General features: G+C 64.8%; 18 protein-coding genes. 7 read left to right on the top strand and 11 right to left on the bottom strand.

Annotated elements, in window-relative coordinates; genetic code table 11:
• Positions 1-293: peptidylprolyl isomerase (locus tag V7Q39_RS11220; RefSeq protein ID WP_333816658.1), on the bottom strand; the 293-nt coding region annotated here is incomplete at its 3' end.
• Complete coding sequence (locus V7Q39_RS11215) at positions 280-795, bottom strand: peptidylprolyl isomerase (protein ID WP_333816657.1); 516 nt, start codon at positions 793-795, stop codon at positions 280-282. The genes V7Q39_RS11220 and V7Q39_RS11215, both read right to left, overlap by 14 nt.
• A 138-nt stretch (positions 796-933) precedes the next feature.
• Here V7Q39_RS11215 and V7Q39_RS11210 point away from each other — a divergent pair, with 138 nt between their 5' ends.
• From V7Q39_RS11210 to V7Q39_RS11200, 3 genes are all read left to right on the top strand, one after another.
• Positions 934-2,124, top strand: coding sequence for a phosphoglycerate kinase (locus tag V7Q39_RS11210; protein ID WP_333816656.1), 1,191 nt, complete (start codon positions 934-936; stop codon positions 2,122-2,124).
• Between the two features lie 41 nt (positions 2,125-2,165).
• A complete protein-coding gene (locus V7Q39_RS11205) occupies positions 2,166-3,050 on the top strand; it encodes a fructose bisphosphate aldolase (RefSeq protein WP_333816655.1) in 885 nt (294 codons plus the stop codon).
• Positions 3,051-3,170: 120 nt separating this feature from the next.
• Positions 3,171-3,473, top strand: coding sequence for an FtsB family cell division protein (locus V7Q39_RS11200; protein WP_333816654.1), 303 nt, complete (start codon positions 3,171-3,173; stop codon positions 3,471-3,473).
• A 131-nt stretch (positions 3,474-3,604) separates the two neighbouring features.
• Here the strand turns inward: V7Q39_RS11200 and V7Q39_RS11195 are convergent, their stop codons facing one another.
• Positions 3,605-4,357 carry an SDR family oxidoreductase gene (locus tag V7Q39_RS11195; RefSeq protein ID WP_333816653.1) on the bottom strand — a complete coding sequence of 251 codons (753 nt, stop codon included), beginning with the start codon at positions 4,355-4,357 and terminating at the stop codon, positions 3,605-3,607.
• Positions 4,358-4,455: 98 nt separating this feature from the next.
• Here V7Q39_RS11195 and V7Q39_RS11190 point away from each other — a divergent pair, with 98 nt between their 5' ends.
• The 4 genes from V7Q39_RS11190 (at position 4,456) to V7Q39_RS11175 (ending at position 8,725) form a co-directional block, all read left to right on the top strand.
• Positions 4,456-4,833 carry a winged helix-turn-helix transcriptional regulator gene (locus V7Q39_RS11190; protein WP_333816652.1) on the top strand — a complete coding sequence of 126 codons (378 nt, stop codon included), beginning with the start codon at positions 4,456-4,458 and terminating at the stop codon, positions 4,831-4,833.
• 188 nt (positions 4,834-5,021) lie between these two features.
• Positions 5,022-6,008, top strand: coding sequence for a pyruvate dehydrogenase (acetyl-transferring) E1 component subunit alpha (gene pdhA / locus V7Q39_RS11185; protein WP_333816651.1), 987 nt, complete (start codon positions 5,022-5,024; stop codon positions 6,006-6,008).
• 13 nt (positions 6,009-6,021) lie between these two features.
• Entirely contained in the window at positions 6,022-7,404 is a 1,383-nt protein-coding gene (locus tag V7Q39_RS11180; protein WP_333816650.1) for a pyruvate dehydrogenase complex E1 component subunit beta, read from the top strand.
• Positions 7,405-7,414: 10 nt separating this feature from the next.
• A complete protein-coding gene (locus tag V7Q39_RS11175; RefSeq protein WP_333816649.1) occupies positions 7,415-8,725 on the top strand; it encodes a pyruvate dehydrogenase complex dihydrolipoamide acetyltransferase in 1,311 nt (436 codons plus the stop codon).
• 83 nt (positions 8,726-8,808) lie between these two features.
• Here the strand turns inward: V7Q39_RS11175 and V7Q39_RS11170 are convergent, their stop codons facing one another.
• The 8 genes from V7Q39_RS11170 to V7Q39_RS11135 form a co-directional block, all read right to left on the bottom strand.
• The gene (locus V7Q39_RS11170; protein WP_333816648.1) at positions 8,809-9,438 is read right to left on the bottom strand and encodes a CDP-alcohol phosphatidyltransferase family protein; all 630 of its coding nucleotides are present in this window, start codon (positions 9,436-9,438) and stop codon (positions 8,809-8,811) included.
• Entirely contained in the window at positions 9,435-10,379 is a 945-nt protein-coding gene (locus V7Q39_RS11165) for a phosphatidate cytidylyltransferase (RefSeq protein ID WP_333816647.1), read from the bottom strand. The genes V7Q39_RS11170 and V7Q39_RS11165 overlap by 4 nt, the downstream gene beginning before the upstream one ends.
• On the bottom strand, positions 10,376-11,023 hold the full coding sequence (locus V7Q39_RS11160; RefSeq protein ID WP_333816646.1) for a lysophospholipid acyltransferase family protein: 648 nt from the start codon (positions 11,021-11,023) through the stop codon (positions 10,376-10,378). Before V7Q39_RS11160 ends, V7Q39_RS11165 begins: the two co-directional genes overlap by 4 nt.
• A gap of 10 nt (positions 11,024-11,033) precedes the next feature.
• Positions 11,034-11,840, bottom strand: coding sequence for a serine O-acetyltransferase (gene cysE / locus V7Q39_RS11155; protein ID WP_333816645.1), 807 nt, complete (start codon positions 11,838-11,840; stop codon positions 11,034-11,036).
• A gap of 98 nt (positions 11,841-11,938) precedes the next feature.
• Positions 11,939-15,829, bottom strand: a complete 3,891-nt coding sequence (locus V7Q39_RS11150) for a baseplate multidomain protein megatron (protein WP_333816644.1) — start codon at positions 15,827-15,829, stop codon at positions 11,939-11,941.
• Positions 15,829-16,275, bottom strand: coding sequence for an NlpC/P60 family protein (locus V7Q39_RS11145; RefSeq protein WP_333816660.1), 447 nt, complete (start codon positions 16,273-16,275; stop codon positions 15,829-15,831). Before V7Q39_RS11145 ends, V7Q39_RS11150 begins: the two co-directional genes overlap by 1 nt.
• Positions 16,269-17,162 (bottom strand): DUF2163 domain-containing protein, encoded by an 894-nt coding sequence (locus V7Q39_RS11140; RefSeq protein WP_333816643.1) that lies wholly within the window; start codon positions 17,160-17,162, stop codon positions 16,269-16,271. The genes V7Q39_RS11145 and V7Q39_RS11140 overlap by 7 nt, the downstream gene beginning before the upstream one ends.
• Positions 17,159-17,791, bottom strand: coding sequence for a DUF2460 domain-containing protein (locus tag V7Q39_RS11135; protein ID WP_333816659.1), 633 nt, complete (start codon positions 17,789-17,791; stop codon positions 17,159-17,161). The genes V7Q39_RS11140 and V7Q39_RS11135 overlap by 4 nt, the downstream gene beginning before the upstream one ends.
• Positions 17,792-17,806: the final 15 nt, after the last annotated feature.

Below are 17,806 nucleotides of genomic sequence, written 5' to 3'. Positions count from 1 at the left end.
TGCACGTCGCCGGTCTGGGCCATGAAGCCGTCGATCACGCGGTGGAAGACCACGTTGTCATAGGCGCCTTCCTTGGCCAGCGCAGTGATCTGCGCGACATGCTGCGGGGCGACATCGGGCAGAAGGTCGATGACCACGGTGCCGTTGGCGGCGCCCGCGACCTCGATCACCAGGTTCGGGCCGGGGCCGTCGGTGGCCTGGGCCTGGGCGGATTGCGAGATGCCGTAGCCGACGACCACGGCAAGACCGGCGGCGAAGAGGCCGCCTGCGAGGATGCGATCAAGCCTGGACATCGGAAGCCACCCGTACCGTGATCATGCGGTCGGGGTTGGCCGGAGGCTCACCCTTCACGATCTTGTCGACATGCTCCATCCCGCTGATGACGCGGCCATAGACCGTGTACTGGTTGTTCAGGAAATGGTTGTCGCGGAAGTTGATGAAGAACTGGCTGTTGGCGCTGTTGGGATTCTGCGACCGCGCGGCGCCGAGGGTGCCCCGGTCATGCGGGAGCTTCGAGAATTCCGCAGGCAGATCGGGATATTGCGACCCGCCCGTCCCGGCCCGGCGCGGGTTGTAGCTGGGGCTTTCCATGTTGGCGTTTTCCACATCGCCGGTCTGGGCCATGAAGCCGTCGATCACCCGGTGGAAGGCCACATTGTCATAGGCCTTGTCGCGGGCGAGCTGCTTCATCCGCTCGGCATGTTTGGGCGCCACGTCGGCGAGCAGTTCGATCACCACTTCGCCGTCCTTCAGCGTCAGGATGATGGTGTTTTCGGGGTCCTTGATGTCGGCCATCGGTGCCTCATACGGTTTCGGTCGGGCGCGACCGTAGCGGCGGGTTCCGCGCAAGGAAAGGGCAAAGCGCGCTAAGCGGTTGACGTCGGCGTGATCCCCGCGCCAAAAGCGGGCAGGCCCCTAAGGATGGAGAAAGCGATGCCCTGGAAAACGCTGGACGACATGGACCTTGCGGGAAAGACGGTGCTGGTGCGGGTCGACATCAACGTGCCGATGGAGGGCGGCCGGGTTACGGACATGACCCGGATCGACAAGATCAGGCCGACGGTCGACGACATCCTGGCCAAGGGCGGCAAGCCGGTACTGCTGGCGCATTTCGACCGGCCGAAAGGCAGGGTCGTGCCGGAGATGAGCCTGGGCCATGTGGTCACGGCGCTGGAGGGATCACTGGGCCGCAAGGTGGTGTTCGGGTCGGACTGCGTGGGCGAAGCGGCGGCCGCGGCGATCGCCAAGGCGGGGCCCGGCGAGGTGGTGCTGCTGGAGAACACCCGCTTCCATCCGGGCGAGGAGAAGAACGATCCCGAGCTTGCCGCGCAGATGGCAAAGCTGGGGCAAGTCTTTGTGAATGATGCATTTTCTGCCGCGCACCGGGCGCATGCCTCGACCGAGGGGCTGGCGCGGCTTCTGCCCTCGGCGGCGGGGCGGCTGATGGCGGCAGAACTGAAGGCGCTGGAGGCGGCGCTTGGGTCGCCCGAGCGGCCGGTGGTGGCGGTCGTGGGCGGGGCGAAGGTCTCGACCAAGATCGAGCTTCTGGCGAACCTCGTCACCAAGGTCGACCATCTGGTGATCGGCGGGGGGATGGCGAATACCTTCCTCGTCGCCGAGGGGATCGAGGTGGGCCAGTCGCTGGCCGAACGCGAGATGGCCGAGATGGCGCGGGAGATCCGGCACCGGGCGCAGAAATCGGGCTGCCAGATCCATCTGCCGGTGGATGTGGTGGTCGCGCGCGAGTTCAAGGCGGGGGCGGATTCCCAGGTGGTTTCCGTGCTGAAATGCCCGCCGGATGCGATGATCCTGGACGCGGGGCCAGAGACGGTGAAGCAACTGGAGGGGGTCTTCGCGGGGGCCAGGACATTGATCTGGAACGGTCCTCTGGGCGCTTTCGAGATCGAGCCCTTCGATGCCGCGACCAAGGCGGCGGCGCAGGCGGCGGCGCGGCTGACGCGCGAAGGAAAGCTGGTTTCGGTGGCGGGGGGTGGCGATACCGTGGCCGCGCTGAATGCGGCGGGGGTGGCGGCGGATTTCACCTTCATCTCCACCGCCGGCGGGGCCTTCCTGGAATGGATGGAGGGCAAGGAATTGCCCGGCGTGAAGGCCTTGATGGGCTAGGCCGCAGGGGCTATGCCAAGGGTGACAGTCGGGAGACGGACATGACCAACGCGAAGATGACCGAACAGGTGAAGAACGGGCGCGGTTTTATCGCGGCGCTTGACCAGTCGGGCGGATCGACCCCCAAGGCCCTGAAATTGTACGGGATTTCTGAGGGCGAATATTCCGGCGAAGAGCAGATGTTCGACCTGATCCACGCAATGCGAGCGCGGATCATCCAGTCCCCGGCCTTTACCGGCGACAAGGTGGTGGGGGCGATCCTGTTCGAGCAGACCATGGACCGCAAGATCGACGGCGTCCCGACCGCGACCTACCTGTGGGAAAAGCGCGGGGTGGTGCCGTTCCTGAAGATCGACAAGGGGCTGGAGGCGGAAGCCGATGGCGTCCAACTGATGAAGCCGATCCCGGGGCTGGACACGCTTCTGGCGCGGGCGGTGAAGGCGGGGATCTACGGAACCAAGGAACGGTCGGTGATCAACGCCGCCAACCGCAAGGGGATTGCGGCCGTGGTGGCGCAGCAGTTCGACATCGGGCGGCAGGTCGCGGCGCATGGGCTGATGCCGATCCTGGAGCCGGAAGTCACGATCTCGATTGCCGACAAGGCAGAGGCGGAGGCGATCCTTCAGGAGGAGATTCTCAAGCATCTTGAGGGGCTTGAGGGTCAGGTCATGCTGAAGCTGTCGCTGCCGACGGTGCCGGATTTCTACCAGCCGCTGGTCAAGCATCCGAAGGTGCTGAAGGTGGTAGCGCTGTCGGGCGGGCATTCCCGCGATGCGGCGAACCAGATCCTTGCGCAGAACCACGGGATCATCGCCAGCTTCAGCCGCGCGTTGAGCGAGGGGCTTTCGGCCAAGCAGACCGAGGGCGAGTTCGACAAGGTGCTGAAGAACGCGGTCGACAGCATCCACGCCGCCTCGATCACCTGAGGGCCGGTTTCCGCATCCCGGTCAAGTCTTTGAGCGGGATGCATTTTCAGGATTCCCATCCGATTCGCGATATGGCATGATTCGCGTCAGGCCCCCGGCAGAGGGGCCGGAGAAGGGCGCATGTCGGCAGTAAATACACAACGCGGCTTCGGCGGGCTGATCTATCTGGCTTTGGCGGGCATCCTGGGGCTCTATTTCACCTTTGCCGCCGTGCAGGGCGATTATGGCATGTTCGCCCGCGTGGCGATCAACGCCGAGGCGGAAAGCCTGCGGGTCGAGCGGGACAAGCTGACGGCGGAACTTGGCGAGATGCAGAACCTGACGCACCGGCTGTCGGACGACTATCTGGACCTTGACCTTCTGGACCAGCAGACGCGGGATGTGCTGGGCTATATGCGGTCGGACGAGATCGCCATCCGCTAAGCCATTGCGAACGCTTAGGTAATTGTCCGGGTCTGCCCTTTCCTGGCGTATGGATCGGGTATGGATTGCGTATGGATCCCATCCATACGCGCGTATGGGCGGTCGGGTGTTAACCTTGGTTGCCGAATCGCTCAGCCGGGCGTGCGAAAATTGCGGTTCAGCGTCTCGAAGACCTCGGCGTGGCGGCCCTCGGCCTCGGCCCGGCGCAGGAATTGCACCCGCTCGACCAGGATTTCACCGGGCACCGGGTCCCGCGTGAGGATCGCCATCACCTCGTCGATGAAGGCGTCGAAGGGCATGGCGTGCGGGTTGCTGCGCTGGCCGGGCATCAGGTCGGTCTGCACCGCGGGGGGCGCGAGTTCGTGGACGCTGATAGCGGTACCTTCCAGCTGGAAGCGCAGGCTCTGCGTCCAGGAATGGATCGCGGCCTTGGTGGCGGAATAGGTCGGCGTGGCGGCCAGCGGCACGAAGGCGAGGCCGGAGCTGACGGTGACGATGTGCGCCTGGGGCCGGGCCAGAAGCTGCGGCATCAGCGCATGGGTCAGGCGGATCGGGCCGAGGAGGTTGGTGGCCACGGTGTCCTCGGCGACCGAGAGCGGCGTCTGGTCCGGCCCCAGCCGTTCGGACTGCATGATCCCGGCGTTCAGGATCACGGTGGAGAGGTCGGGATGGTCGGAGGCGAGCCGCGCGGCAAGGCTCGCCACCTGGCCCGCATCGCTGATGTCGTTGCGGTAGCCCGTCATGCCGGGATGGGCGGCTGTCACTTCGTCGAGAAGCGCCTGGCGGCGGCCGGTGACGATCAGGCGGTGGCCCTGAGCGTGGAGGCGCTGCGCGAGGCCGAGGCCGATGCCCGAGGTCGCGCCGGTGATCAGGATGGTGGTCATGGGAAGATCCTTTCGATGGGTCTTGCCGATCTAGGCGCATCGGTTACTATTGGAAAGAAGGCACCTTTCTGATCCATACTTACCTTTTGGAGAGCGTGATGCACCCTGCCCCGCTGCTGAAGGACCTGGACCCGAGGCTGAACGCGCTGGTGATGGACCTGATCGGGCGCGTCGCCGACAAGTGGACGATGACGGTGCTGGAGGTTCTGGCCGAGGCCGGGACGCTGCGCTTCACCCGGCTGGCCGAGGCGGTGCCGGGGGTGAGCCAGAAGATGCTGACCCAGACCCTGCGGGCGATGCAGCGGGACGGGCTTCTGTTGCGCACGGTGCATCCGGTGGTGCCGCCGCATGTGGACTACCGGCTGACCGACCTGGGCCTGAGCCTGGGCGAGGCGTTCTGCGGCGTCTGGACCTGGGCCGAGGTGCATATGGAGCGGGTGGAATCTGCGCGGACGGCGTTCGACGGGCGGGGTTAGCCGGGGCGCTTCCCGAATCGGGCGCCCGAGTGCAGCCTGGTCCCACCGGCTGTCCCGCAGGGTCCCGCTTTGCGCAGGGAGGCATTCCGCCGCTGCATGACCCCGGGGAAATTTGCATTGGCCCTTTTTCTGCCGATGCTGTATGGATGGTTTAACGTTGAACCATCCGAAACTCTGGGAGGAGCCCGATGGCGAAGAAGCCTGACGCGAGACCGAATGTCTCGAAGGACGACCTGCTGAAATACTACCGCGAGATGCTGCTGATCCGCCGCTTCGAGGAGAAGGCGGGGCAGCTATACGGGATGGGGCTGATCGGCGGGTTCTGCCATCTTTACATCGGGCAGGAAGCGGTGGTCGTCGGGCTGGAGGCTGCGTCGAAAGAGGGCGACAAGCGGGTGACGAGCTACCGCGACCACGGGCATATGCTGGCCTGCGGGATGGATGCCAAGGGCGTGATGGCGGAACTGACCGGGCGTATCGGGGGCTATTCCAAGGGCAAGGGCGGCTCGATGCATATGTTCTCGAAAGAGAAACATTTCTACGGCGGGCACGGGATTGTTGGCGCGCAGGTGCCGCTGGGGGCCGGGTTGGCCTTTGCCGACAAGTATCTCGGCAACGACAACGTGACCTTCACCTATTTCGGCGACGGGGCGGCGAACCAGGGCCAGGTCTACGAGACCTACAACATGGCCGAGCTGTGGGGCCTGCCGGTGATCTTCGTGATCGAGAACAACCAATATGCCATGGGCACCAGCATGAAGCGGGCGACCAAGTCCGAGACGCTGTATGGCCGCGGCGTGGCCTATGGCATCCCGGGCGAGCAGGTGGACGGGATGGACGTGCTGGCGGTGAAGGCCGCGGGCGAGAAGGCGGTGGCGCACTGTCGGGCGGGGAACGGCCCCTATATCCTTGAGATGATGACCTATCGCTATCGGGGGCATTCGATGTCGGACCCGGCGAAATACCGGACGCGGGAAGAGGTCGAGAAGATCAAGACCGAGAAAGACTGCATCGAGCATGTGCGCGATTTGCTGACGCAGGGCGGTCTGGCGTCCGACGAGGAGCTGAAGGCCATCGACAAGGAGATCAAGGCCATCGTCAACGATGCGGCCGAGTTCGCCAAGGAAAGCCCAGAGCCGCCGAATGCGGAGCTGTGGACGGACATTTACGCCTGAGGGAGGGGAAATCATGGCAGTTCAAGTGCTTATGCCCGCGCTTTCTCCGACCATGGAGGAGGGCACGCTGGCCAAATGGCTGGTGAAGGAAGGCGATACGGTCAAGTCGGGCCAGATTCTGGCCGAGATCGAGACCGACAAGGCGACGATGGAATTCGAAGCGGTGGATGAAGGCACCGTCGGAAAAATCCTGGTGGCCGAGGGGACGGCGGGCGTGAAGGTGAACACGCCGATTGCCGTGCTGGTCGAGGACGGCGAAAGCGTAAGCGACGCCCCTGCCCCGGCGGCGGTGGCCGTGGCGGCCCAGGCGGCAGAGGTTCCGGCGACGGTGGCGGCGGCCCCGGTGGCGCCGAGCCCTGCCCCGGCGCCTGCCGAGGTGCGCGGCTGGCCGCATACCGACCTGCCCCCGGGCCCGACCAAGACGATGACGGTCCGCGAGGCCCTGCGCGAGGCGATGGCCGAGGAAATGCGCGCCGATCCGACGGTCTTCCTGATGGGGGAAGAGGTCGGCGAATATCAGGGGGCCTACAAGATTTCCCAGGGGCTTCTGGACGAGTTCGGGGCGAAGCGGGTGGTCGACACGCCGATCACCGAGATGGGCTTTGCTGGGATCGCGACCGGGGCGTCGTGGGGGGGCCTCAAGCCCATCGTCGAGTTCATGACCTTCAACTTCGCCATGCAGGCGATCGACCATATCATCAACTCGGCGGCGAAGACGCTGTACATGTCCGGCGGGCAGATGGGGTCGCCCATGGTGTTCCGCGGCCCGAACGGGGCGGCGGCGCGGGTGGGGGCGCAGCACAGCCAGGACTATGCGGCCTGGTATGCGGCGATCCCGGGGCTGCGGGTCTGCATGCCCTATACGGCGGCGGATGCGAAGGGGCTCTTGAAGTCGGCGATCCGCGACCCGAATCCGGTGATCTTCCTGGAAAACGAGATCATGTACGGGCGGTCCTTCGAGGTGCCGAGCGAGGGGGATTTCACCATTCCCTTCGGCAAGGCTTCGATCCTGCGACCGGGGACGGATGTGACGATGGTCAGCTTCGGGATCGGCTGTGCGCACGCGCTGGCGGCGGCAGAGACGCTGGCGAGCGAAGGGATCAGCGCCGAGGTGATCAACCTGCGGACGCTGCGGCCCATCGACTATGACACGGTGCTGGCTTCGGTCATGAAGACCAACCGCTGCGTGACGGTCGAGGAAGGCTTCCCGGTGGGGTCGATCGGCGATCATCTGGCAAGCACGATCATGCAGCGGGCGTTCGACTATCTGGACGCGCCGGTCGTGACCTGCACGGGCAAGGACGTGCCGATGCCCTATGCCGCGAACCTGGAGAAGTTCGCGCTGATCACCCCGGCGGAGGTTGTCACCGCCGTCAAATACGTCTGCTACAGGTAGAGGTGAGGTCATGGCTACCGAAATTCTGATGCCTGCTTTGTCCCCGACGATGGAGGAAGGGACGCTGGCGAAATGGCTGGTCAAGGAGGGGGATGCGGTCAAGTCGGGCCAGATCCTGGCCGAGATCGAGACCGACAAGGCGACGATGGAGTTCGAGGCGGTCGATGAAGGGACCGTGGGCAAGATCCTGATCGCGGAAGGCACGGCGGGGGTGAAGGTGAACACGCCCATCGCGGTGCTGCTGGACGAGGGAGAGGATGCCTCGGCGGTTGCGGCGCCCAAGGCTGCGGCCCCGGCAGCGCCTGCTGCTGCGGCCCCTGCCGAAGCGGCCCCTGCCCCGGCAGCTCCGGTTGCGGCCCCGTTGGCCACGGGCGGCGCGCGGGTGTTCGCCTCGCCCCTGGCGCGGCGGATCGCGAAAGAGAAGGGTCTGGACCTTTCGGGGGTGAAGGGCTCGGGGCCGCATGGCCGGATCGTGCGGGCGGATGTCGAGGCGGCACAGCCGGGGGCCGCGAAGCCTGCGGTGGCCGTTGCGGCGGAAGCCCCGAAGGCGGCCCCTGCCCCGGCGGCAGCTTCGGCGGCGATGCCGATGGGACTGGCGACCGAGGTGGTGCTGAAGATGTATGCCGACCGGCCTTACGAGGAAGTGCCGCTGGACGGGATGCGCCGCACCATCGCCGCGCGGCTGACCGAGGCGAAGCAGACCATCCCGCATTTCTACCTGCGCCGGGACGTAAGGCTGGACGCACTGATGGCGTTCCGCGAGCAGCTGAACAAGCAGCTTGAGGGGCGCGGGGTGAAGCTGTCGGTGAACGACTTCATCATCAAGGCCTGCGCGATGGCCCTGCAGGCGGTGCCGAACGCCAATGCCGTCTGGGCGGGGGACCGGATGCTGCGGCTGAAGCCCTCGGACGTGGCGGTTGCGGTTGCCGTGGAGGGGGGCCTCTTCACGCCGGTGCTGCGCGACGCCGACAAGAAGTCGCTGAGCGCGCTCTCGGCAGAGATGAAGGACCTGGCCGCGCGGGCGAAGTCGAAGAAGCTGGCGCCGCATGAGTATCAGGGCGGATCGTTCGCGATCTCCAACCTGGGGATGATGGGGATCGAGAACTTCGACGCGGTGATCAACCCGCCACACGGCTCGATCCTGGCGGTCGGTGCGGGTGTGAAGAAGCCCGTCGTGCTGGCGGACGGGACCATCGGCGTGGCGACGGTGATGTCGATGACTTTGTCGGTGGATCACCGGGTGATCGACGGGGCCTTGGGGGCGGAGTTCCTGAAGGCGGTGATCGAGGCGCTGGAAAACCCGATGGTGATGCTGGCCTGATCCGCCGGAGTGGGGGTTTCACACCCCCGCACCCCTTGGGATACTTGGGCAAAGATGAAAGGGAGGGCGTTGGCCCTCCTTTTCTATCTGGCCTTGAGCCTGCCGATGAGGGTCCACGACCGGCGGATGATCGTGGCCGCCGTGCCGGCGACGACGATCCAGAGCGTGACGGTCAGGGTCCATTCGCTGGCGTAGAGCGCGGCGAGGACGGTGCCTGCGGTGAGGACGGCCATGCGCTGTGGCTTGGCCAAGGGGCCGGAGAAATCGGGCGGGAAGCCCTCGGCCCGGCCAAGTTCGCGGATATAGGCGGTGGCGATGGCGAGGGCGGCGGCGAAAAGGCCGAGGCTGGGCTGGTTGGCGGCAAGGCCCGCACCTGCGAAGAAGAGGAAGTCGGAGACGCGGTCTGGCGCCTCGTTCCAGAAGGGCCCGTCCTTGGCGCCCTTGCCGCCCTCGATCGCGACCATGCCGTCGATCAGGTTGCAGACGAGCCGGGCCTGGAGGGTGGCAGCAGCGAGGAAGAGGGCAAGGAACTGGGCAACCCCGGCGACTTGCGTGGACATCGCGTAAAGAGCGAACCCCGCGGCGGCAAAGCCCATGGAGGCCTGGGAAATCTGGTTCGGCGTGATCTCGCGGGCCACGGCCCAGGAGGCCAGCCGTGCGGCCCAAGCCGAGTTGCGCGAGGTCAGGGGGCGACGGTTTTCGGCTTCGCTCATGTGGTGGACCAGACCCAGCGGGTGACGTGGAAGAAGATCGGCGCGGCGAAGATGACCGAATCCAGCCGGTCGAGGAAGCCGCCATGCCCGGCGATCAGGTGGCCCCAGTCCTTGATCCCGCGGTCGCGCTTGATCGCCGACATGACGAGGCCGCCGAAGAAGCCCATGAGGGTGATCAAGAGGCACATGCCTGCGGCCTGGAGCGGCGAGAAGGGTGTCATCCACCAGAGAGCGGTACCGACAGCGCTGGCGGTGAGGGCGCCGCCGATCAGCCCCTCCCATGTCTTCGAGGGCGAGAGGTTGGGGGCGACCTTGGTGCGGCCGATCAGCTTGCCCCAGACGTATTGCATCACGTCCGAAAGCTGCACGACGAAGATCAGATAGGCGATGAGGATGACGTTGCGGCCCTCGAACCCCGGAATCTGCAGGTAGAGGAGCGCGGGGACGTGGCTGGCGCAGTAGACGCAGATCATCAACGCCCATTGGGTTTCCGAGACGCGGATCAGGAAGTCCCTGGTGGAGCCGCGAAGCGCGGAGACGACGGGGAGGAGGAGGAAGGCGTAGACCGGGATGAAGATCGAATACATGCCGTACCAGTCGGTCGCGAGGAACCAGTATTGCAGTGGCAGGACCAGGAAGAAGCAGGCGACCAGCGACCAGTGGTCGGCACGGTTGTGGGTGGTCAGCGTCAGAAACTCTCGCAGTGCCGCGAAGGAGCAGAGCGCGAACAGGAGGACGACCCCCGGCTTGCCCGCGACGAAGGCCAGGGCGAGGAAGATCACCATCACCCACCAGGCATTGATGCGGGCGGTCAGGTTCTCGATCACCGGGTTCTCGCCGCCGGGCGAGAGACGCAGGCGGAGGATTTCGCCGATGATGGAGGCGACGATCAGGATGGAGCCGACGCCGGTGAGAAGCCAGAGGAGATGGGGGGAAGTCATGACAGTGCCTGCGGCTTCAGCGCGAGGAGCGCCTGTGTGGCGCGGGCGAGAAAAGCGTCCTTCGGCTCGTCCTCGGCCAAGTGCAGGGGGGCGCCGAAGGTGAGGGTGCAGATCAGCGGGACGGGAATGATCTCTCCCTTCGGCATCACGCGGTTGAGGTTCGCAATCCAGACCGGGACAAGGTCGACGCCGGGGCGGGACTTGGCAAGGTGGTAAAGCCCGGACTTGAACGGGAGAAGCGGCGCATCCGAGCTGTTGCGCTGGCCTTCCGGGAAGAGGATGAGCGAGGCGCCCTCATCCAGGGCGGCGGCCATCTGGGCCACCGGGTCCTGGGTCCGCGCCTCGGGGCGGCGGTCGATCAGGACGGCGTTGAACACCTCACGCCCGATGAAAGCGCGGAGGGGGGAGGTCAGCCAGTAGTCCAGCGCGGCAACGGGCCGTGTCTGGCGGCGAAGGGGGGTGGGAAGCGCCGTCCACAGGAGCACGAAGTCGCCGTTGGAACTGTGATTGGCGAAATAGACGCGCTGGTGCGGAACCGGCTCGATCCCCTGCCAGATGGCGCGGGGGGCGGTCATGAACCGAGCGAAGGTGGAGATCGCCTGGCCGGTCACCCGGGCGGCGAAGGCGCGGAGGGCGGGGATCATGCCGGGCCGATCATTCGGCCTTCAACAGCTGGTCCATCGTCAGCGCGGGCTGGGCGCAGCCAGCCTTGCCGACAACCCGTGCTGGAACCCCGGCCACAGTGGTGTTGTGCGGAACATCCTCCAGCACCACGGAGCCTGCCGCGATGCGGGAGCAGTGACCGACATGGATGTTGCCGAGGACCTTGGCCCCAGCCCCAATCATGACGCCATCGCCGATCTTGGGATGCCGGTCGCCGTCTTCCTTGCCGGTGCCCCCGAGGGTGACGGAATGCAGCATGGAGACGTTGTCGCCCACCACCGCCGTTTCGCCGATGACGATGGAATGGGCATGGTCGATCATGATCCCCTTGCCGACGCGGGCCGCGGGGTGGATGTCGACGCCGAAGACCTCGGACACCCGCATCTGCACGAAATAGGCCAGGTCGATGCGGCCGGCCTGCCAGAGCCAGTGGCCTATCCGATAGGCCTGGACCGCCTGGTAGCCCTTGAAGAACAGAAGCGGCTGGAGGAAGCGGTGGCAGGCCGGATCGCGCTCGTAGACCGCCATCAGGTCCGACCGCGCAGCGGCCCCGATTGCGGGGTCGCTGTCATAGGCCTGATCGGCGATCTCGCGCAGGATCTGCTCGCTCATCTCGCCCGACGCCAGCTTCAGCGAGAAGCGGTAGGCCAGCGCGCGTTCCAGCGTGGAATGGTGCAGGAGACCGGAATGGATGAGACCGCCGAGCAGCGGCTCATTGCGAATGGCTTCCACCGCCTCTTCGCAGACCCGCCGCCAGACGGGATCGATGGCGGTCACTCTGGGTTTGGTTTCGAGCATGGTCCAGTCTCCGGATGCGGGTTCTTGATACCACATCCGGAGACGAGGGCGAGATGCATTTCTGTTGGGCTCTTCATCAGTCGTTGAAATGATCGCCTTCAGGCAACAACGCCGATCTTCCGGAACGGCCCCGGGCCGAAGCTTGCCGACACCTGCGCGACGGCCATCTCGAACCCTCCGCCCACCCCATCCGCGGCACGCATCGCCGCGGTATAGGTGAAAGCGGGTTGAGACACGGTGTATTCCGCAACAACCGCGGAGGACTGGATCACGCGAACCAGATATGCCTCGGACTCCTCGGCCAAAGGAACCTCGGTGGACTGCCAGCTGTCGCCGTCGATCCTGGTCCTGCGCTTCCAGGCAAGCCGAATGTCGCCAGAAAGAACCTCATGACGAAGGTGGGCGATGGGGTAAGGACGCAGGCCGATACCGTCAAAGGCCTCGACCCGCAGAGTGGCGTTGGGATCGTCATATCCGCGTGAGGAGGCCCCGATCCTGTAGTAGCGCGCCAGCCCCCTGGAGGACGCCGCAAGGTCGATCTGCAGAAGCGCGAGGTCCAGAAGAACGACCGTGCTGCCCGCCGGCCAGACCTCCGGCATGATGCCGTCGGTCCCCAACTGGCCCCGCAGCCTGACCGACAGATCGTAGGTTTCCGGAGCCACGATCTGCGCATCCGCAAACTGGAAGATTTCCCAGTTCGCCGAGCTTCCGTTCCCGATCGCCATCGCGTTGGCACCGTTCAGCACGGAAGTGCGGCTTGCCGAGGATAGTTCGCCCGCCGCGACCTTCATCCGCAGCGGGGCACCGAAATCCCAAAGACCCGGCCGATGGAACGTCATTGGCGTCTCGGTGGTGCCGATCACCGCCGGCGCGGGGACCAGCCGGTTGATCTCGTAGCCTGCATCCTCGCTCGACGACCAGACCGCGACCGAGCCCGGCCAGGGATCGGCAACAACGGCGATATGGGGCGCATGGGGAACCTCCTGGCCGGTCAGAAGCGGCAGGTCCAGGAAGATTGGTGCAACGGGAACCGGCGGAGTGAAGGATCGGACCGAAACCGATTCCTCACTTCGCTCCGAGGGCAAATAGACGCCCGGTTCGACGCGAACAGCCTCCAGTATCTGGCTGTCGGCCTGTTCGACGCGATCGATGCGATAGCGCGATCCAGAGAGGCGAACCACATCCCCGGCACCGAGCGCCAGACTCGACTTCGGAAGTCCGAATTTGATTGTGTCTCTGGCAACCCGAGCCTCGGCAAGCCAACGTTCAACCGCGCTCAGCCCTTCGGATTTGGTGAGGGCGACCGGCAGATCCGTCACCGAAACACCAAGCGCTTCCTCATCGGGAAGGCGTGTCTCGACAGACCGCAGTTCGTAGTTCGATTGGGCGTCCACATAGCTCAGACGGACCTGACCTGACGTCTCGGCGTCCGAAGTGCGCGTTGCTTCGAGGCGCCCTTCAAGGTCCGTGGCCAGGACCAGATCATCTTCTGAAACCTCGGCCAGAACTTGCGCCGTGCGATTGCGGAAGATCAGTCGGCCCTCGCGCTCGAAGACATCGAAGCCGAAGGCGAGCATGAGGGGCTGAAGCGAGGACCGAGCTGTCGCGATGTCAGATTGCTGATACCCGCGAACCAGCCCGTAAAGCGACTTAGTGTCCAAGGTATCCACCCCCGAACGCTGGCACAGCTCGCGCACGACAGCGGCAAGCGGTTGACCGGATGCGCGACCATTCAGCCAATGGCCGCGGGCATAGTTCGCCCCGTCACTCCAGATGGCCGTCTGTCCGGGAAATTCGGGAAAGGGCCGGGCGTCCCATGCCCAGGCATAGGCGTGATCCATGTCGATCATTGGGCCGCCATAGATGCCTGAGACGGGGTTGTTCTCGCTTGCCATCCAATACTTGTTGGTCACAAGCAGGTATTGCATCTGGATCAGGTCGTCACGGCGGCCGTTGGACCACGCCGGCAGCCCGGACTCGGATGATTTCGCGTCAAAGAAGCGGTTGGGCTGATTGGTCCCCTTGTCGATCGCCGCACAGCCGTATTCGGTAAAGCGGATCGGTTTGGAAAACGGCACCCATTCGGTCGGATTTGCGGACCGGACACCCGAAACGCGGTTGTGGTGCAGGTTGGACCACCAGGATTTCAGGTCCTTGTTGCGAAAGATCCAATCTTCGCCAAAGGCTTCATCACGGATCGGCAGGCGGCGTTGGGCCAGGGCACCTTCCGGACTGTCGTAGTACCAGTCGAAGCCTTCGCCACCCGATATGTTTCGCTGCAGGTATTCGGGATTGTAGATCGAGCCGAACTCCGAATCCACATGGACCTCACCATCGCGCCAATCGGAAAGCGGCATGTAGTTGTCGATACCGACAAAGTCGATTTCCGGATGCGCCCAAAGCGGATCGAGGTGGAAGTAGACATTTCCATCGGTGTGATAGCCGAAGTATTCCGACCAGTCGGCCGCGTAGCTGATCTGGACGTCGGGACCAAGGATCGCCCTGACGTCCTCCGCCAACCGCTTCAACTCCTCCACCACCGGAAAGCTGTCGCTGGCCCCACGGACTTGCGTCAACGACCGCAACTCGGAACCGATGCAGAAGCTTTCGACACCCCCGGCGACGAGGCAGAGATAGGCGTAGTGCAGGATGAATCGGCGATATCCCCAAGTCGCAGGACCTGCGTAGCCGATGGTCTCGCCATTGATCGAGAAATGTCCAGGCTGGGCAGTGCCAAAGAATGCGGCGATTTCTGTCTGGGCGCCCGCGGTCCGATCCGACGATCCGGGCTGCCCCGGCGCGGCATCCAGCGTGATCCGTCCGCGCCACGGCAGTGCGGGCTGTGTCGCTGCACCGGTCCAGGGATCGGGCAGAGTGTTTCCCGCAGTCTGGTCCATCAGGACAAAAGGATAGAACATCACATCCTTGCCCGCCGCCCGAAGCCCGCGAATAGCCTCGATCACCGACCCGTCTGCCGGCGTGCCGCCGTAGATCGACGCCCCATCGACCTTTGGAACCTCTTGCGCTGCTGAACGGACGATACCACCGGCGCGCCAAGGCATCCCGACACCGTCCCGCAACTTCTGCTCGACCTTCGGCCTGATTGTGCAGGACGAACAGCGCAGGTCATTCCCGAACCAGGAAACGACCAGCGAAGCGGAACCAGCGGACGGCAATTCCTGCGCCAACTGTTCCAGACTGGTCGCGAAGTCCGTCCTTCCCGAAGGCGAATGCACGTTCGCCGACCGGTTGCGCCCAAGCGACTCCGCATAGTGGACAGGGGTCGTTGCCAGACTGTATTCACCCGTCCCGGGGATGAGTGCCACGCCGCGGACCGACCCGCTCAGTGTCTCGACGGGCTCCACGCCCTCGCCCTGGGCCGCCCTTACCACTTCGAAACTGAACTGCGGAACTCGATTGCCATAGGTGGCAAGCTCGAGATTCTCGATGACCACATAGGCGAGACCACGATAGGCCGGGGCTCCCTCGCCTTCGATGGCTTCAATCAGCGGGTCTGGCAACTGGTCTTCGCTTCCGACATAGACCCGCATGTTCAGGTCAAGTGCGGATATCTCGTTCCCGTCGGCCCAAAGCCTGCCGACCCTGAGAATTTCTCCTTCGCACAAGGCGATGGCCAGACTGACCGAGTAGCTATACTCGTTCACTTTCGGCTTCGGCGCGCCCTTGCCGGTGCGCTGCCGCCGGACCGTTTCAATGAACTCGGTCGCCCAGATGACCTGACCGCCGACCCGCATCCGGCCCCAGATCTGGCCGATAGCTCCCCCTTCTCCAGCACCCGTCAGGCGCAGCCGATCGATCCTGCCGATATCCACCGGCTCGGAACCACCGCCCAGAATCCGCTGGTCGATGGCGCGGCCGACCGTGGCCCCGATCGCGCGGCCGATGACGGCTCCGGAAAGGCCCAGGACAGTGCCGCCAAACCCGGCGCCGATCGCCGCGCCCGCAGCGGAAAGTAGCAGAGTGGCCATCAGTTCGTTCCTTCTGGAAAGGCAAAGCGCGCCGCGATCCGGCGCTGCCACGGTGCAGAGAGAGAAGTCTCGATCACGCCATAGCCAGTATAGGCGTGGATGAAGCGCGGGTGGGCGCCGACCTCTGATTGAAGCCCAAGATGCTTGGCGACACTGCCATCGCGCATCCGGAACAGCAGCACGTCACCGAGAGCCGCCTGATCCCCCGACGTCTCCGGCAGCCATCGCCGGGCCGCATTCCAGAGAATCTCGTCCCGTGACGGCTCGGACCAGTCAGCCGTGTATGCCGGGACTGTCTCCGGCTCGAACCCATGGATCGCGCGCCAGACCCCACGCAACAAACCCAGGCAATCCGCTCCTGCACCGCGAACGCTTCCCTGATGCAGGTAGGGCGTGCCGATCCAGAGCCGTGCTTCAGCAACAGCCCGTTTTCCGGCAGTCAAGATCCACCCCCGCCGACCCGGCGCGCACCGCCCGTCCGACCCGGGACGGGATAGGATGCAAGCCAGTCCTCCCCCGGAATATGGGGAAAGCCGCGAAAGTTCAGGAAATTCGCGAATTTTCTACGGCAGGTGGTCGCCATCTTGTCGCATCCGGCGTGAACGCGAACCGAATCTCCGGAAACGACAGGCGCGCGCAGCGACTGCCAAAGTTCGATCCGGCGACACGCTCCGTCCTGCCGGTCGATTTTCACCACCCCGGCCAATCCGGCCGCAGCCCCGTTTGTAACCTCGAAACGCCCTCCTTCAAACCACCGGTCGTCATAGCCCGCCAGGCCGCGAAGCGCGAAGACACGCCCATCCTCGGCGAACTCGACATCCATCTCAATGGAATAGCCTGGCTGAAGCAGGTTGAACCGACACCGCCCGTCGCCGAGAATGGCGGAACACCCTGGAGTATAGGCCATGCCATGCGGGCGGTTCAGAAGATCGGTCAGGCCCCGCAGCTCCGCCTTGAAGCTGCCGTCCACCCGCGAAATCTCGCCAAGCTGGCCGCAGAACTGGACGATGAAGTCATCCTGCATCGCCCAGTTGACCAGATAGGCCTGAACTTCCGCGCCATCGTAACGGCCTGCTGCAAGATCATCTTCAGTGATCGCCGCAGCACTTAGGGCACCGAAAGCTTCGGTATTGTCGACCGAAAGCCCCGTCGTCTGTTGCAGCGCGCGTGCGGTCATCCCGCTGTCCGCCCGGCAGGCAACGCCGTCGACCACCAGATCCTTGTCGTGATCGGTAAAGCCAAGCACCAATCCGTCCCTGCGGTGCAGCGTCCAGGCGCGACAGACGGTGGTCGCTCCGGTTGAAAGATGGGAAATAAGGGACTCCTTGCTCACAGCCGCACCTCCACAACCGGCACGTTGGGAACATCCCCGGCGTGAAATGACGCAACCGATGTCTGGATCGCATCCGTATCGAAGCGTACCGGAACATCGAACTCGAACCCGGCGGTCACGCGGGTACCCAGGTCCGGCGCAAGCACGAAGCTGACTTCGCCGGTTTCCGGGCTAAGCGCGAACTCCAGTGTTTCGATTTTTGGATCCGACGCGACCGCCACAGTAACGGTGCCCACCACCGGCTTACGGATCGGACGCGAATAGCTCTGCAAACCGGACAGATAGGTCTTCCGCAGCTGGAACACCTTGGTGACGCCATCTCCGATGCCGATCAGTTGGTCGTCGGGCGAAGGCTCCGCCAGCGGGGCGCAGGACTTGTAGTCGGACCAGTCCTTCCAGCGGAAACCGTGCAGCTGTCCTGCACGCGCCTCGAAAAAGGCGATCAGCGTCTCGATATCGTTCAGCGATCGCAGTCCGATGCCCGCATCATAGCGTCGGCGGGAATGTTCCCAGGGCGTATTCCGCTCTTCGAAGCCGTTCGCCAGGGTAACGATCTCGGTCCGCCGTTCGGGGCCGCCGACCGACCCGAAGCTCAGGTTCGCCGGGAAGCGTATCTCGTGAAATGCCATTGGATTGTCCTCACC

The organism is Tabrizicola sp. (assembly GCF_036781545.1).
Lineage (GTDB): Bacteria > Pseudomonadota > Alphaproteobacteria > Rhodobacterales > Rhodobacteraceae > Tabrizicola.
The sequence above is the reverse complement of the archived record's forward strand: the minus strand, read 5'-3'. Positions and strand labels throughout refer to the sequence as shown.

Coding starts and splice junctions, on each gene's coding strand:
- V7Q39_RS11180 (WP_333816650.1), top strand. CDS start 6,022: ATGGCAGTTCAAGTGCTTATGCCCGCGCTTTCTCCGACCATGGAGGAG.
- pdhA (WP_333816651.1), top strand. CDS start 5,022: ATGGCGAAGAAGCCTGACGCGAGACCGAATGTCTCGAAGGACGACCTG.
- V7Q39_RS11195 (WP_333816653.1), bottom strand. CDS start 4,357: ATGACCACCATCCTGATCACCGGCGCGACCTCGGGCATCGGCCTCGGC.
- V7Q39_RS11210 (WP_333816656.1), top strand. CDS start 934: ATGCCCTGGAAAACGCTGGACGACATGGACCTTGCGGGAAAGACGGTG.
- V7Q39_RS11175 (WP_333816649.1), top strand. CDS start 7,415: ATGGCTACCGAAATTCTGATGCCTGCTTTGTCCCCGACGATGGAGGAA.
- V7Q39_RS11150 (WP_333816644.1), bottom strand. CDS start 15,829: ATGGCCACTCTGCTACTTTCCGCTGCGGGCGCGGCGATCGGCGCCGGG.
- V7Q39_RS11200 (WP_333816654.1), top strand. CDS start 3,171: ATGTCGGCAGTAAATACACAACGCGGCTTCGGCGGGCTGATCTATCTG.
- V7Q39_RS11165 (WP_333816647.1), bottom strand. CDS start 10,379: ATGACTTCCCCCCATCTCCTCTGGCTTCTCACCGGCGTCGGCTCCATC.
- V7Q39_RS11215 (WP_333816657.1), bottom strand. CDS start 795: ATGGCCGACATCAAGGACCCCGAAAACACCATCATCCTGACGCTGAAG.
- V7Q39_RS11135 (WP_333816659.1), bottom strand. CDS start 17,791: ATGGCATTTCACGAGATACGCTTCCCGGCGAACCTGAGCTTCGGGTCG.
- V7Q39_RS11160 (WP_333816646.1), bottom strand. CDS start 11,023: ATGATCCCCGCCCTCCGCGCCTTCGCCGCCCGGGTGACCGGCCAGGCG.
- cysE (WP_333816645.1), bottom strand. CDS start 11,840: ATGCTCGAAACCAAACCCAGAGTGACCGCCATCGATCCCGTCTGGCGG.
- V7Q39_RS11205 (WP_333816655.1), top strand. CDS start 2,166: ATGACCAACGCGAAGATGACCGAACAGGTGAAGAACGGGCGCGGTTTT.
- V7Q39_RS11170 (WP_333816648.1), bottom strand. CDS start 9,438: ATGAGCGAAGCCGAAAACCGTCGCCCCCTGACCTCGCGCAACTCGGCT.
- V7Q39_RS11190 (WP_333816652.1), top strand. CDS start 4,456: ATGCACCCTGCCCCGCTGCTGAAGGACCTGGACCCGAGGCTGAACGCG.